At 72.5% G+C, this 13642-nt stretch carries 14 protein-coding genes; 8 read left to right on the top strand and 6 right to left on the bottom strand.

Going from position 1 to position 13642, the window contains the following annotated elements; genetic code table 11:
• Positions 1-178: 178 nt before the first annotated feature.
• The 5 genes from ABZ117_RS03685 to zapE all read right to left on the bottom strand — a co-directional run bounded on the left by ABZ117_RS03685 (position 179) and on the right by zapE (position 5082).
• Complete coding sequence (locus tag ABZ117_RS03685) at positions 179-1090, bottom strand: slipin family protein (RefSeq protein ID WP_356817023.1); 912 nt, start codon at positions 1088-1090, stop codon at positions 179-181.
• A gap of 106 nt (positions 1091-1196) precedes the next feature.
• Entirely contained in the window at positions 1197-2702 is a 1506-nt protein-coding gene (locus ABZ117_RS03680) for a SulP family inorganic anion transporter (protein ID WP_356817022.1), read from the bottom strand.
• An 8-nt stretch (positions 2703-2710) separates the two neighbouring features.
• Positions 2711-3289: a carbonic anhydrase gene (locus ABZ117_RS03675; protein ID WP_356817021.1), complete on the bottom strand. Its 579-nt coding sequence runs from the start codon at positions 3287-3289 to the stop codon at positions 2711-2713.
• 87 nt (positions 3290-3376) lie between these two features.
• The gene (locus tag ABZ117_RS03670; RefSeq protein ID WP_356817019.1) at positions 3377-3772 is read right to left on the bottom strand and encodes a hypothetical protein; all 396 of its coding nucleotides are present in this window, start codon (positions 3770-3772) and stop codon (positions 3377-3379) included.
• A 206-nt stretch (positions 3773-3978) separates the two neighbouring features.
• Positions 3979-5082 carry a cell division protein ZapE gene (gene zapE / locus ABZ117_RS03665; protein ID WP_356817017.1) on the bottom strand — a complete coding sequence of 368 codons (1104 nt, stop codon included), beginning with the start codon at positions 5080-5082 and terminating at the stop codon, positions 3979-3981.
• A 37-nt stretch (positions 5083-5119) separates the two neighbouring features.
• Here zapE and ABZ117_RS03660 point away from each other — a divergent pair, with 37 nt between their 5' ends.
• The 8 genes from ABZ117_RS03660 (at position 5120) to ABZ117_RS03625 (ending at position 12354) form a co-directional block, all read left to right on the top strand.
• The gene (locus ABZ117_RS03660; protein WP_356817016.1) at positions 5120-5995 is read left to right on the top strand and encodes a pyrimidine reductase family protein; all 876 of its coding nucleotides are present in this window, start codon (positions 5120-5122) and stop codon (positions 5993-5995) included.
• Between the two features lie 170 nt (positions 5996-6165).
• The gene (locus ABZ117_RS03655; protein WP_356817014.1) at positions 6166-6639 is read left to right on the top strand and encodes an indole-3-glycerol phosphate synthase; all 474 of its coding nucleotides are present in this window, start codon (positions 6166-6168) and stop codon (positions 6637-6639) included.
• Between the two features lie 101 nt (positions 6640-6740).
• Positions 6741-8132 carry a UDP-N-acetylmuramate--L-alanine ligase gene (gene murC, locus ABZ117_RS03650; protein ID WP_356817013.1) on the top strand — a complete coding sequence of 464 codons (1392 nt, stop codon included), beginning with the start codon at positions 6741-6743 and terminating at the stop codon, positions 8130-8132.
• Between the two features lie 17 nt (positions 8133-8149).
• Positions 8150-8557: a peptide-methionine (R)-S-oxide reductase MsrB gene (gene msrB / locus ABZ117_RS03645; RefSeq protein WP_356817011.1), complete on the top strand. Its 408-nt coding sequence runs from the start codon at positions 8150-8152 to the stop codon at positions 8555-8557.
• A 183-nt stretch (positions 8558-8740) separates the two neighbouring features.
• Entirely contained in the window at positions 8741-9868 is a 1128-nt protein-coding gene (locus ABZ117_RS03640; RefSeq protein WP_356817009.1) for an ABC transporter ATP-binding protein, read from the top strand.
• On the top strand, positions 9868-10521 hold the full coding sequence (locus tag ABZ117_RS03635; RefSeq protein WP_356817007.1) for an ABC transporter permease subunit: 654 nt from the start codon (positions 9868-9870) through the stop codon (positions 10519-10521). Before ABZ117_RS03640 ends, ABZ117_RS03635 begins: the two co-directional genes overlap by 1 nt.
• Entirely contained in the window at positions 10518-11186 is a 669-nt protein-coding gene (locus tag ABZ117_RS03630; protein ID WP_356817005.1) for an ABC transporter permease, read from the top strand. Before ABZ117_RS03635 ends, ABZ117_RS03630 begins: the two co-directional genes overlap by 4 nt.
• Before the next feature lie 208 nt (positions 11187-11394).
• Entirely contained in the window at positions 11395-12354 is a 960-nt protein-coding gene (locus tag ABZ117_RS03625) for an ABC transporter substrate-binding protein (protein ID WP_356817004.1), read from the top strand.
• Positions 12355-12497: 143 nt separating this feature from the next.
• On the opposite strand, the gene ABZ117_RS03620 is transcribed toward ABZ117_RS03625, so the two are convergent.
• Positions 12498-13502 carry a sporulation protein gene (locus ABZ117_RS03620; protein WP_356817002.1) on the bottom strand — a complete coding sequence of 335 codons (1005 nt, stop codon included), beginning with the start codon at positions 13500-13502 and terminating at the stop codon, positions 12498-12500.
• Positions 13503-13642: the final 140 nt, after the last annotated feature.

Genomic DNA, 13642 nt, shown 5'->3' with positions numbered 1-13642 from the left:
CCGGGCGGGGGCGTGGGTGTGAGGGCCGGCCGTTCGGATCATGCCGGAGGTACCCCCACCGCCGCGTTGTCGTCGGTTGCCATGGCTCCGCCATGGCGCCCTCCTCCGCCTTGCGATGCACCGCACCCGGCCCCGCCCTCTGATCCGGCCCGATCCGGCCCGATCCGAACGAAAGACCCTAGCCGGGGTACGGTCCGCCGTCGGGGCCGGACGCGGACGCCGGCGGCACCGTCTCCGGGGCCTGTTGCGCCGCCGTCTCCGGTGCGTGCCGCGGGACCTGCTGCGCCGCCGTCTCCGGGATCTGCTGCGGAACCGGCTGCGCCTGTTGCGGCCGTCCGGCCCGCTCCAGGAAGTGCAGCAGCTCCACCGGGATGGGCAGGACCAGCGTGGAGTTCTTCTCGGCCGCCACCGCCATCACCGTCTGGAGCAGCCGCAGCTGGAGCGCGGTCGGGGTATCGGCCATCTGCTGGGCGGCCTCGGCGAGCTTGCGGGACGCCTGGAGTTCGGCGTCGGCGTTGATGATGCGGGCCCGGCGCTCACGGTCCGCCTCCGCCTGGCGGGCCATGGACCGCTTCATCGTGTCCGGCAGGGAGACGTCCTTGATCTCGACCCGGTCGACCTGGACGCCCCAGCCCACGGCCGGGCTGTCGATCATCAGCTCCAGGCCCTGGTTGAGCTTCTCGCGGTCGGCGAGCAGGTCGTCCAGCTCGCTCTTGCCGATGATCGACCGCAGGGAGGTCTGCGCCATCTGGGACACCGCGAATCTGTAGTCCTCGACCTTCACCACGGCGCTCACCGCGTCGACCACCCGGAAGTAGACCACCGCGTCCACCCGGACGGTCACGTTGTCGCGGGTGATGCCCTCCTGGGCCGGGACCGGCATCGTCACGATCTGCATGTTGACCTTCTGCAGCCGGTCCACGAAGGGGATGATCAGGTTCAGGCCCGGTGCCCGTACCTCCTCCGCGACCTGGCCGAGGCGGAAGAGCACACCGCGCTCGTACTGTTTGACCACCCGCGCTGCCATCGCCAGGTAGACCAGTGCGGCGGCGCATGCCACCACCACGGCCACCACAAGCCCCTCGACCATGGTGAGCCTCCTCGGCCAGAGGTCGGGTTTGTCTGCTGTTGCCACGATAGGCCCGTAAGGCCGGGATGCCGAGAGGTTCCGGCGTCCCGGCCCCACGGGCGGCCCCTCACGCCGCCGTGACCAGCTTCACCGGCTCCGTGCCGGCCGCGCTGTGCCGTGCGGCCCAGTTCTCCAGGGCCGTGCGGCAGGCGTGGTCCAGGTGGTGCAGCCCGGACAGGTCGAGCCGGACCGGGCGGTCCTGGGGGAGTGACTCCAGGGTGTCCAGGATCTTCGGCAGCCGCAGGAAGGTCGCGTTGCCCGACAGGTGCCCCTCGACGGGGCCCGCGCCCTCGTCGGTGACCTCCAGCCGGATGTGCGAGGCCTCCCAGGCGGTCTTCGCCACCGCCAGGGCGAGACCGATGAGCACGCCCTCGAACATGCTGACCGTCACGATGGAGACCGCCGTGACGGCGAGGACCAGTGCCTCTCCGCGGTGCTCGCGCCACAGCCCGGCCAGCGCCCGGACGGGGATCAGCTTGGCGCCGGCGTGGACGAGGATGCCCGCGAGAGCCGGTACGGGGATGTAGGCGAGGACGCCCGGCAGCAGTGCCGCGAACAGCAGCAGCCAGACGCCGTGCAGCACCCGGGAGGCCTTGGTACGGGCGCCGGCCTGGACGTTGGCCGCGCTGCGCACGATCACCGCGGTCATCGGCAGCGCGCCGAGCAGGCCGCACACCGTGTTGCCCGCGCCCTGGGCGAGGAGTTCACGGTTGTACTGGGTGCGCGGCCCGGAGTGCAGCCGGTCCACGGCCGCCGCGCTGAACAGCGACTCGGCGGACGCGATGAGGGTGAAGGCGACGACCGTGCCCAGCAGTCCGACGCCGGCCAGTTCGCCGAACGCGCTCAGCGGCGGCGGCTGGACCGACCCGAGCAGGCCCCGCACCTCCACGGTGGCCACGGGCAGGTTCAGCGCGAGCGTGGCCAGTGTGGCGAGCCCGACCGCGGCGAGCGCGCCGGGCACCGTGCGCAGCTTCGCGGGGGCGTGCTTCCACAGCAGCAGCACCGCGACCGTGCCCGCGCACACCGCGAGCGAGGCCAGCGCTCCGCTGTCGCCGAGGGCGTCCAGGAACGCGCCGGGCAGCCCGGTTATCTTGCTCAGGCCGGAGTCGGGGGCCTTCGCCGCCAGCGCCGGATAGAGCTGCCCCGCGATGAGCACCAGGCCGATCCCGGCCAGCATGCCCTCCACGACCGAGACCGAGATGGCACGGAAGTAGCGGCCGAGGCGCAGCAGGCCCATGGCCATCTGGAGCAGTCCGGCGGCGAGCACGATCACGCCGAGCACCGGCAGCCCGAACTCCTTGACCGCCTCGAAGACGAGCACGGTCATGCCGGCCGCCGGGCCCGACACCTGAAGGCTGCTGCCGCGCATCAGCCCGGTGACGAGGCCGCCCACGATGCCGGTGACCAGGCCCAGTTCGGCCGGGACACCCGAGGCGACGGCCACGCCCACGCACAGCGGCAGCGCGACCAGGAAGACGACGAGCGAGGCGGCGAAGTCCTGCCGTAGGTGCGGGGGCCGGGTGGCGCGGGGCAGGCGGCATATGCGGGATATGAGGGTGCGGTCGTCGGTCATCGGCGCGCTCACAGGGCCTCGAAGGTGTCGGTCTGCGGGCGGTGCGTCCGTACGGCGCCGGTGTGCACCTCGTAGTACCAGGCGTGCAGGCCCAGCCGGCCCTGCGCCAGCTTCCGCTCGACGCAGGGGTACGAGCGCAGCCGCAGCAGCTGGGTGAGGACGTGGCTCTGCACGCCCTCGGCGACCTCCGGGTCCTCGGCCGCGCCGGCCGGGCGCGGAGTGGCGTGCGCCAGCCAGTCGCGCACGGCCGGTACGGCGGTCAGGTCCTCGCCGCGCACCAGCGCGCCGACGGCCCCGCAGTGCGAGTGGCCGCAGACCACGATGTCGCGGACGCCGAGCACCTCCACGGCGTACTCGATGGTGGCGGCCTCGCCGGTGGGGTGCGCGCAGGCGTACGGCGGGACGATGTTGCCCGCGGTGCGCAGCTCGAACAGCTCGCCGGGGCGGGCGCCCGTGATCAGGGCCGGGACGACCCGGGAATCGGAGCAGGTGATGAAGAGCACCTGCGGGGACTGGCCTTCGGCGAGCTCGGCGAACTCCTCAGGGCGCTGTCCGAAGGTACGGGCGTTGTCGATGAGGGGCTGCATGTATGTGGTCCTCCTGGCGCGCCTGCCTGGCGCGTCGGGCTCGAACAACGGTTGTGGGGGTGGGGAGGGGAGCGGCGGGCCCGGCTCTCAGCAGCGGAAGACCTGGAGGGCGGCCGGGGTGTGCGCTCTGGAGGCTCCGGGTACCTGGCGGTGCCGGCCGCCGGAGGGGCCGGACGGGGCCGTGCCGGCCGCCCGGCCGGATATGAGGGGGTGCTCCTGCGCGCAGGCGGAGCCGGGACCCCGGTGCGTGTCGCGCACCTGCGGGACACCCGCGGGACGGTCCGGCCGGTCCGGGGAGCGGACCGTCTCCGTGCCGTCGTGCGCCGGTGGTACCGAGAGGTGGGTTCCGGTCGTGGCCTTGGCCAGTGCCTGGCCGTGCGTGTGCGCGGATGCGAAGGTTCCGGCGGGGGTGAAGAGCTGGAAGGCGAGCAGTGTGGCGCCGAGGAGAGTGAGCAGGGTCCGGGCTGTCGTACCTCGGAACATGAGCCCCCCTCCGCCGCGATCACGCCTCTTGTCCAGACCAAGTACTGGTCAATGGATGGTCAAGAAACACGTTAACCCCGCGAAGGCCTTTGCAGGGTTAACAGCGCGTTACGCGCCCGAGAGAGCGTGAAAACGGTGGGTGGCATGGCGTGAACCCGCCCCTGCCCCGCGGCCGTCCGGCCGGCCGGACGGGGAGGGCGTGCCGGCTAGCCGCCGACCAGTCCCTTCGCGTCCCGGGCCAGCGCGGTGAGCCGGGATATCGCGCGGAAGTACTTCTTGCGGTAGCCGCCGTTCAGCATCTCCTCGCTGAACAGCCGGTCGAACGGCTGCCCCGAGGCGAGCACCGGGACCTCGCGGTCGTAGAGCCGGTCGGCGAGCACCACCAGGCGCAGCGCCGTCGACTGGTCCGGGACGGGCCGCACGCCGGTCAGGCACACCGCCCGGAGCCCGTCGGTCAGCGCGCCGTACCGGCTCGGATGCACCCGCGCCAGGTGCTCCAGCAGCCCGGTGAAGTCGTCCAGCGAGGCGCCCTCGGTGGCGAAGGCCGTCTTCATGACCTCCTCGTCGGAGAACGGCGCCGGCGCCTCGGGCAGCCCGCGGTGACGGTAGTCCTCGCCGTCGATGCGCAGGGCGCGGAAATGGGCCGACAGGCCCTGGATCTCGCGCAGGAAGTCGGCGGCGGCGAACCGCCCCTCGCCCAGCTTGCCGGGCAGCGTGTTGGAGGTGGCGGCGAGCGCCACACCCGCCTCGACCAGCTTGCCGAGCAGCGTCGAGACGAGGACCGTGTCGCCGGGGTCGTCCAGTTCGAACTCGTCGATGCACAGCAGGCTGTGCCCGGACAGCGTCTGCACGGTCTGCTGGAAGCCCAGGGCGCCGACCAGGTTCGTCAGCTCCACGAAGGTGCCGAACGCCTTGCGGGAGGCGTCGGCCGGAGCGGCGTGCCACAGGGAGGCGAGCAGATGGGTCTTGCCGACGCCGTAGCCGCCGTCCAGGTACACCCCGCGCGGGCCCGCCGGGGCCTTGGGCGCCCTGGCCCGGCCGAGGCCGAAGAGGCCGCGCCGGCCGGTGCCGCCGCCGGGTGCGCCGCCGAGCCCGGCCGCGAAGCCCTCCAGGACCTGGACGGCCTCCGTCTGGCTCGGCTGCCCGGGGTCCGGGATGTACGTGGCGAAGCGGACCGAGTCGAAGCGCGGGGGCGGCACCATCTCCGCGACCAGGCGGTCGGCGGGGACGCGCGGCTCACGGGCGCACAGGGACACGGGGCCCGCGTCCGGCACAGGGCTGGATCCGGGGGCGGTGGTGGAGGACGACACAGTTCCTCATGCTAAGCGCCGTGCCACACTGCACGACATGCGACGCCTGTTCCCTGTGACCGACGAAACAGCAGCCCAGGCCCCCGGCACCGGTGCGAAGGCCGCGAGCCGGGGACCGGTAGGGGAGGTGGGGGCGGCCGGTACGGGCCGTGCCGAGGCCCCTGACGCCGCCGCGGCCGTGGACCGCGAGTGGAGCCTCGCCGAGCTGGCCGCCGCGTACGCCTATCCGGCGCCCGGACCGGGCGTCCCGCGGCCCTGGCTGCGGGCCAACATGGTCTCCTCCCTCGACGGCGCCGCCCAGCACGAGGGCCGCTCCCAGCCCATCTCCAGCGCCACCGACATACGGGTCTTCGGCACGCTGCGGGCGCTCGCGGACGTCGTCCTCGTGGGCGCCGAGACGGTACGGCAGGAGGGGTACCGCCCGGCACGCGTGCGCGCGGAGTTCGCCGGGGCCCGCGCGGCGGCCGGGCAGGACCCGGTCCCGGCGATCGCGATCGTCAGCGCGAGTCTGGAACTGGACTTCACGCTCCCGCTGTTCACCTCCCCGCTGGTGCCCACGCTGGTCCTGACGGGGGCCGCCGCGGCCCCCGACCGGGTCGCCGCCGCGGAGAAGGCCGGCGCCCGGGTGCTGGTCGCCGGGGACGGCACGGGCGTCGAGCCCGCGCGCGCGGTGCGCGCCCTCGCCGGCCTCGGCCACACCCGGCTGCTGACCGAGGGCGGCCCCCGGCTCCTGGGCCAGCTGATCGCCGCCGAGGTGCTGGACGAGCTGTGCCTGACCGTGTCGCCGACGCTCACCGCGGGGGACGCGCAGCGCATCGCCGGGGGGCCGGCGGTCGCCGTTCCGCAGCGGTTCGTCCTCGCGTCCCTGCTGGAGGAGGACGGGTTCCTGTACAGCCGTTACCGCCGTCCCTGACGCCGGCCCCCGACGCCGACACCGACGGAATCCGCTGTTCCGATTGGCTCGGCGGGCAGACTTTGTCGGCAGTACCCGTGCGATCACGGGGAAGGATGGTTTCCGCAGGGGCCCTGCCGGGCCCCGCAGGACAGCGGGCCCCGCGGGCCCTCGCAGGAAGAAGGCGCCTGGTGTTCACAAGCGTGCTGATGATCGAGAAGGCCTTGACGTCCGCCGACGTGGAGTTCGTCACCACCCTGCACGGAGACGAGCCCGTCTCCTTCCACGTGCTGCTCCAGCCGCGCGGCGACCAGGCGGACCGTCTGCTGCGGGCCATCGACGACATCGCGCTCGGCGAACTCGACGAGGCGGTGCGGGAGAGAGAGACCCCGGAGGGGCAGGACGCCAGGAGCGTCGGGCAGCAGGCCCTCGACGTGTCGCTCCAGGCGCTGCGCTCGGCGGGCGGCACGGCGCAGGGGCGGCTGGTCGAGGACCATCCGCTGGAGGCGCTGAAGGGGATCGTGGCCGAGGTGAACGCCGACGAGGTGATCGTGCTGACCGACCCCCACTACGTCGAGGAGTTCTTCCACCGGGACTGGGCCTCCCAGGCCCGCCACAAGGTGGGCGTGCCGGTGCTCAAGCTGTTCTCGCACAGCAAGGCGTAGGCGGAGCGGGGGAGGCCCGGCCGCCTCCCTGCGCGGCGCCCGGCGCGTCAGCGCATAGGCTAGGCCTTACTCTGGCTCGTACCGTCTCTGGGGAGAAACGCATGGCACCCGGCCTTCCTGCCGCCATGGACCGACCGCACTTCATCGGCATCGGCGGCGCCGGAATGTCGGGTATCGCCAAGATCCTCGCGCAGCGCGGGGCGCGGGTGGCCGGCAGCGACGCCAAGGACTCGGCGACCGCGCAGGCGCTGCGGGCGCTCGGCGTCACCGTGCACATCGGACACGCCGCCGGGCACCTCGCGGACGACGCCAGCTGCGTCGTCGTGTCGTCGGCGATCCGCACGGACAACCCGGAGCTGGCCCGCGCCGCCGAGCTGGGCATCCCGGTGGTGCACCGCTCCGACGCGCTCGCGGCGCTGATGCTGGGACTGCGCCCGATCGCCGTGGCGGGTACCCACGGCAAGACGACCACCACCTCGATGCTGGCGGTCTGCCTGACCGAGCTGGGCCTGCGGCCGTCGTACGCCATCGGCGGCGACCTGGACGCCCCGGGTTCCAACGCGCTGCACGGCGAGGGGGACATCTTCGTCGCCGAGGCCGACGAGTCGGACCGCAGCTTCCACAAGTACGCCCCCGAGGTCGCCATCGTCCTCAACGTCGAGCTGGACCACCACGCCAACTACGCCTCCATCGACGAGATCTACGAGTCGTTCGAGACGTTCGTGGACCGTGTCACCGAGGGCGGCACCCTGGTCGTCTCCGCCGACCACGAGGGCGCCCGAGAGCTGACCCGGCGCGTCCGCGAGCGCGCGGTGCGGACCGTCACCTACGGCGAGGCCGAGGACGCCGACGTGCGCGTCCTGAGGATCGTCCCGCAGGGGCTGAAGAGCGAGGTCACCGCGGTGCTGGACGGGCAGGAGCTGACCTTCGCCGTCTCCGTGCCGGGCCGGCACTACGCCCTCAACGCCGTCGCCGCGCTCGCCGCCGGGGCCGCCCTCGGCATCCCGGCCGCCGAGCTGGCGCCCGCGCTCGCCGCCTACACCGGCGTCAAGCGGCGTCTCCAGCTCAAGGGCGAGGCGGCCGGCGTGCAGGTGATCGACTCCTACGCCCACCACCCCACCGAGATGACCGCAGACCTGGAGGCCATGCGCGCCGCCGCCGGTGACGCCCGCATCCTCGTCGTCTTCCAGCCGCACCTGTTCTCCCGCACCCAGGAACTGGGCAAGGAGATGGGGCAGGCGCTGGCCCTCGCCGACGCCTCGGTGGTCCTGGACATCTACCCGGCCCGGGAGGACCCGATCCCCGGTGTCACCAGCGAGCTGATCATCGAGGCCGCGCGCGCGGCGGGCGCCGACGTCACCGCCGTGTCCGACAAGGCGGAGATCCCCGCGGTGATCGCGGGAATGGCGAAGCCCGGTGATCTCGTTCTCACCATGGGCGCGGGTGATGTGACCGACCTGGGCCCGCTGATCCTGGACCGCCTGTCGCAGTGAAAAGGGGCTGAGAACTGATGTCGTACGACGTCGAGAAGCCGGACGAGCAGTGGCGCGCGGAGCTGAACCCGGCCGAGTACGCCGTCCTGCGCCAGGCCGGCACCGAGCCGGCCTTCACCGGTGAGTACACGGACACGAAGACCGAGGGCGTGTACTCCTGCCGGGCCTGCGGTGCCGAGCTGTTCACCTCCGAGACCAAGTTCGCGTCGCACTGCGGCTGGCCGTCCTTCTACGACCCGAAGGACACCGACGCCGTGGAGCTGGTGCAGGACCGCTCCCACGGCATGGTGCGCACCGAGGTGCGGTGCGCCCGCTGCGGTTCGCACCTCGGGCACGTCTTCGAGGGCGAGGGGTATCCGACCCCGACCGACCAGCGCTACTGCATCAACTCCATCTCCCTGCGGCTGAGCCCCCACGAGGGCTGACGCGGCCGGCGTGCCCGGCGGCCGGGACGTTCCGGCCGCCTCGCCGCCGTACCGCCCGGCCGCCTGCCGCCGCCGGACCGCGGTGGCGCAGGCGGTCTAGACTCGCTGCCCAACGGCCTGCGCAGTGAAGAAAAGTGGCGGAAGCGGGCGGAAATCGGCCAAACCCGAAGGGCGTTCGGCGTTTTGATACGGATAGACGCAGTCACGAAGCGATACGTGGACGGCACGGTCGCGGTCGACCGGCTGTCACTGGACATACCCGACCGCGCGATCACCGTCCTCGTCGGACCCTCCGGCTGCGGCAAGACGACGACCCTGCGGATGATCAACCGGATGGTGGAGCCCAGCGAGGGCAGCATCCTCCTCGACGGCCAGGACATCCGGCGGCAGCCGGTCAACACCCTGCGCCGGTCCATGGGTTACGTCATCCAGAACGCCGGGCTCTTCCAGCACCGCACCATCCTCGACAACATCGCCACCGTGCCCCGCCTGCTCGGCTGGAACAAGCGGAAGGCCCGGGCCCGGGCCGCCGAGCTGATGGAGCGGGTCGGCCTCGACTCCGCGCTGGCCAAGCGGTACCCCTACCAGCTCTCCGGCGGCCAGCAGCAGCGCGTCGGCGTGGCCCGCGCACTCGCCGCCGACCCGCCGGTACTGCTGATGGACGAACCGTTCTCCGCCGTCGACCCCGTCGTCCGCAAGGGCCTCCAGGACGAACTCCTGCGCATCCAGCAGGAGCTGGCCAAGACCATCGTCTTCGTCACCCACGACATCGACGAGGCGATCAAGCTGGGCACGAAGGTCGCCGTGCTGCGCACCGGTGGCCGGCTCGCCCAGTTCGCCCCGCCCGCCGAACTGCTCAGCGCGCCCGCCGACTCCTTCGTGGAGGACTTCCTCGGCGCCGACCGCGGCATCCGCCGGCTGTCCTTCTTCCCGTCCGCGGGACTGCGGCTGGACACCGGGCCCGTCGTCCCGATCGACGCGGACGCCGAGCAACTCGCCTCCCGGGCCACGGCCGACTGGCTCCTCGTCACCGATGCCGACGGCAGGCCGCTCGGCTGGAGCGAGCCGGACCGGCTGACCGCCGGATCCGTCGACCGGGACCGGCTCCTGCCGTACGGGCGGCCGTTCGTGCCCGGCACCGACTCGCTGCGCACCGCGCTCGACGGGGCCGTGCTCTCGCCGACCGGGTGGGCGGTCGCGGTGGACGGCGAGGGGCACGCCGTCGGCGTCGTCTCCCAGCAGGTCATCGGCGAGGCGATCCGCGCCGCCCACGACCGCGCGGCGGAGCGGGCCGAGGTGAACGCCGGGTGATGAGCGGCTTCTTCGACCTCCCCAGCGACCTCCAGCACAGCTATCTCGGACTCGTCGGGCTGCACCTGCGCGAGGCCCTGCTGCCGGTGCTGGCCGGACTGCTCGTCTCGCTGCCCGTGGCCCAGCTGTGCGTACGGTTCCGCTGGATGTACCCGCCCGTCCTCGGCATCACCACCGTCCTCTACGCCATCCCGTCGCTGGCCTTCTTCGTCGTGCTCATCGACTACTTCGGGCAGAGCGAGACGACCGTGATGGTCCCGCTCGCCCTCTACAGCCTGGTCGTGCTGGTCCCGGCGATCGTCGACGGTGTCCGCTCGGTGCCTCCCGAGACCCTCGCCGCCGCCCAGGCCATGGGCTTCGGGGCCGTACGGCGCTACTTCCAGATCCAGTTGCCCATCGCCGTACCCGCGATCATCGCCGGTCTCAGGGTGGCGACCGTCTCCAGCATCTCCCTGGTCAGCGTCGGCATGCTCATCGGCAACCAGGGCGCCCTCGGCAACATGCTCTACGACGCCCAGACCTACCACCGCCCCGCCCTCGCCGTGAACTCGGTCGTGACCATCGCGGTGCTGGGCATCCTCGCCGACGGCGTGCTGGTCGTTCTCCGCCTCCTGCTCACCCCCTGGATGCCGCGGAAGGGTGCCACCCGGTGAACGTTCTGGACTTCGCGCACTCCTTCTTCAGCGACAGCGCCCACTGGCACGGCTACGACGGCATCCCCACCCGGTTCGCCGAGCACCTCAGGTACTCGCTGGAAGCGCTCCTGATCGCCGCCGCGATCGGACTGCCCGTCGGCCTGCTCACCGGCCACACCGGGCGCGGCGGCAACGCGCTCGCCCTCCTCGCCACCGCCGGGCGCGCCCTGCCCAGCTTCGGCCTGCTGGTGCTGATGTTCCTCTGGATCGGCTTCGGCCTGCTGCCGGTGATGATCCCGCTGGTGGTGCTCGCCGTACCGCCGATCCTGGTGACCGCCTACGAGGCGGTCCGCTCGGTCGACCCGTCCCCGGTGGACGCGGCCCGCGGCATGGGGATGTCCGAGACCCGTGTGCTGCTCCAGGTCGAGCTGCCGGTCGCGCTCCCCCTGGTCCTGAGCGGACTGCGCACGGCGGCCATCCAGATCGTCTCCACCGCCACCATCGCCGCGTACGTCAGCCTCGGCGGCCTCGGCCGGTACATCATCGACGGCCTCTACCAGAGGAACTACGACAAGGTCGTCGGCGGCGCCACCCTGGTCGCCGGACTGGCCCTCGCGACCCTCGGCCTGTTCTGGGCGGCGGCCCGGCTCACCGTGTCCCCGGGCGTACGCCGGAGCGGCTGAGCACTCACCGTCCGGCACGCGACGCGCCCTGACCGCCGGCCACCCACTGTCATCGCAGGTCACCCGATGTCCCCCGGGAGCCGGGGTGGCCCGGGGGCCGTCGGCGACCCCGCGCGGCACGGACACGGGGACAACAGGCCGCAGATCGAGGCCAATCGGTGATCGGAGGCACTTGACTGACCGAGAACCGGCTGGATTGGATCGACTGGTGACTTACACGACCCACTTCAGCAGGTCCATCCGGAGGAACCGAGGCGCGGCGGTGGTCGCCCTCGCGGCGGCGACGGCTCTGCTGGCGGGCTGTTCCTCCACGGACGACAAGGGCGGCAACCCGCTCACCGACCACAAGGCGAGCGGCGACAGCGTCGTCGTCGGCTCCAACAACTTCCCCGAGAGCACCCTGCTCGCCGACATCTACGGCGAGGCCCTCAGGGCCAAGGGCTTCAGCATCACGTACAAGCCGAACATCGGCAGCCGCGAGACCACCTACGGGCTGCTCAAGAACGGCGCCGTGACCGTGCTGCCCGAGTACAACGGCGCGCTGCTGGCCTACCTCGACCAGAAGGCCGCGCCGAAGACCGCCGAGGAGACCACGGCCGCCATCAAGGCCAAGCTGGACCCGAAGCTGACGCTGCTGAACCCGGCGCCGGCCCAGAACAAGGACTCGGTGACGGTCAACGCGGCCACCGCCGAGAAGTACCACCTGAACCGGAAGTCCTCCGTCGCCGATCTGAAGGCCATCGCCAAGGACCTGGTCATCGGCGGCTCGCCGGAGTTCCAGACCCGGCAGCAGGGCCTGGTGGGCCTGAAGTCCGTCTACGGCCTGGACTTCAAGTCCTTCAAGGCGCTGGACGCGGGCGGCCCGCTCACGCTGGCGGCGCTGTCGAAGGACGCGGTGCAGGTCGCGGACCTCTTCACCACCGACCCGAACATCTCCAAGGAGAAGTTCGTCGTCCTCCAGGACCCGAAGAACCTCTTCGGCTTCGAGAACGTCCAGCCGCTCGTCCACAAGAACTCCCTGCCGCAGAAGGGTGTCGACGCCCTCGACGCGGTCTCGGCCAAGCTGGACACCGCGACCCTGCTGGACCTGGACACCCAGGCGCAGGTGCAGAAGAAGGACCCGCTGGACGTCGCCAAGGCCTGGCTGAAGTCCGCCGGTCTCGCCTGACGGACCACTGCCGGCCACGGCCGGGCCGGTGACGGCGCGGGTACCCCGGAGCACCGGGGCACCCGCGCCGTCGCGCTCCCGCTTCTCCCGGCCCGCTTCCCCCGGCCGGGAGAAGCGGGCCCGCGTCTCTCAGCCCGCGTCTCTCAGCCCTCGTCGTCCCAGCCCTCGTCGTCCTGCCCGTCGTCCTGGTCCTCGAAGAAGTCGCCGATCTCGTCCACGACCTCCGCGGCCACCATGCCGCCCACGACTCCCGCGGCGAGACCCGCCGCGCCCATGGCCACGGCCGTCCCCACGCCCGGGCCCGACGGATGACCGAAGCCGTGACCGGCTCCGGGCGGCCCGTCGTGGCCGTACGCCGCGTGGCTGTCGTAGGCGTCGCGGTGCTCGGTGAGCCGGTGGATCCAGCCGCTGACCTCTGCCTGCCAGTCCAGGGCCGGCGCGTCCTCGTGGCGCACCGTGAACCGGGTCAGCGCGTCGTGCCCCGGTGACAGCAGCCCGCTGCGCTTGTCCGCCTCCAGCACGATCTCGACGCCCGCGGGGGAGGCGAGGAAGGTCAGCTCGATCTCGTTCACCGCGTGCGCGTACCGCGGGGGCGGGGTCAGCTCGATCTCCTGGTAGAACGGCAGCCGCTGGCCCGTGCCGCCGATGCGGCCGTACTCCAGGTCGGCCGAACGGAAACCGAAGCCCAGCCCGCCCAGGGCCTCCAGCACGGCCTCCTGCACCGGGAGGGGACGCACGGCGAGCGGATCCAGGTCGCCGCTGTCCCGGGCGCCGGCCACCGCGACCTCCGTGCGCACGCCGAGGACGATGCCCAGGGGCCGGCCGTGCAGCTCGGTCACCGGCGTCTCCCAGGGCAGCGGCACGCTGAACGGCAGCTCGCGCTCCTCGTGCTCGCCGAGCCGGAAGCCGCCGCCGACCGGGAACCGTTCGAAGACGACCGTTCCCTCGCTCTCACCTTCCGCGTGCTCGGCTTCCACGCGCGCGATCAGTTCCAGGCCGACGCGCTCCACCTCCACGGACGCGCCGCCGCCGCGCACCAGTACCCGGCCCGTCAGCGCGCCGCCGGGCAGGGCCGCGTCGCTGTCCAGCACCGTGTCCACGGAGGGGCCGCCGACCCCGAGCGCGCCCAGCAGCCTCTTGAACACCATGCCGTAGCTCCTTCGTCCGTCGCCTCGTCCGCACGGCGTTCCACCGCCGTCCGGCTGCATGGTGAACTCGCGGCCGCGGCGCAGAAGTTCCCAGGTCACCTGTTCGGGGGACAGTCCCGCCGGGTCGTGGCCCGGCGCCT

Origin of the sequence: Streptomyces sp. NPDC006309, assembly GCF_040613095.1 — a bacterium.
Lineage (GTDB): Bacteria > Actinomycetota > Actinomycetes > Streptomycetales > Streptomycetaceae > Streptomyces.
Note: the sequence above shows the minus strand (reverse complement) of the source record. Positions and strands in the feature narration are given on the sequence as shown.

Coding starts and splice junctions, on each gene's coding strand:
- ABZ117_RS03660 (WP_356817016.1), top strand. CDS start 5,120: ATGCGACGCCTGTTCCCTGTGACCGACGAAACAGCAGCCCAGGCCCCC.
- ABZ117_RS03670 (WP_356817019.1), bottom strand. CDS start 3,772: ATGTTCCGAGGTACGACAGCCCGGACCCTGCTCACTCTCCTCGGCGCC.
- ABZ117_RS03635 (WP_356817007.1), top strand. CDS start 9,868: ATGAGCGGCTTCTTCGACCTCCCCAGCGACCTCCAGCACAGCTATCTC.
- ABZ117_RS03680 (WP_356817022.1), bottom strand. CDS start 2,702: ATGACCGACGACCGCACCCTCATATCCCGCATATGCCGCCTGCCCCGC.
- msrB (WP_356817011.1), top strand. CDS start 8,150: ATGTCGTACGACGTCGAGAAGCCGGACGAGCAGTGGCGCGCGGAGCTG.
- ABZ117_RS03620 (WP_356817002.1), bottom strand. CDS start 13,502: ATGGTGTTCAAGAGGCTGCTGGGCGCGCTCGGGGTCGGCGGCCCCTCC.
- murC (WP_356817013.1), top strand. CDS start 6,741: ATGGCACCCGGCCTTCCTGCCGCCATGGACCGACCGCACTTCATCGGC.
- ABZ117_RS03685 (WP_356817023.1), bottom strand. CDS start 1,090: ATGGTCGAGGGGCTTGTGGTGGCCGTGGTGGTGGCATGCGCCGCCGCA.
- ABZ117_RS03675 (WP_356817021.1), bottom strand. CDS start 3,289: ATGCAGCCCCTCATCGACAACGCCCGTACCTTCGGACAGCGCCCTGAG.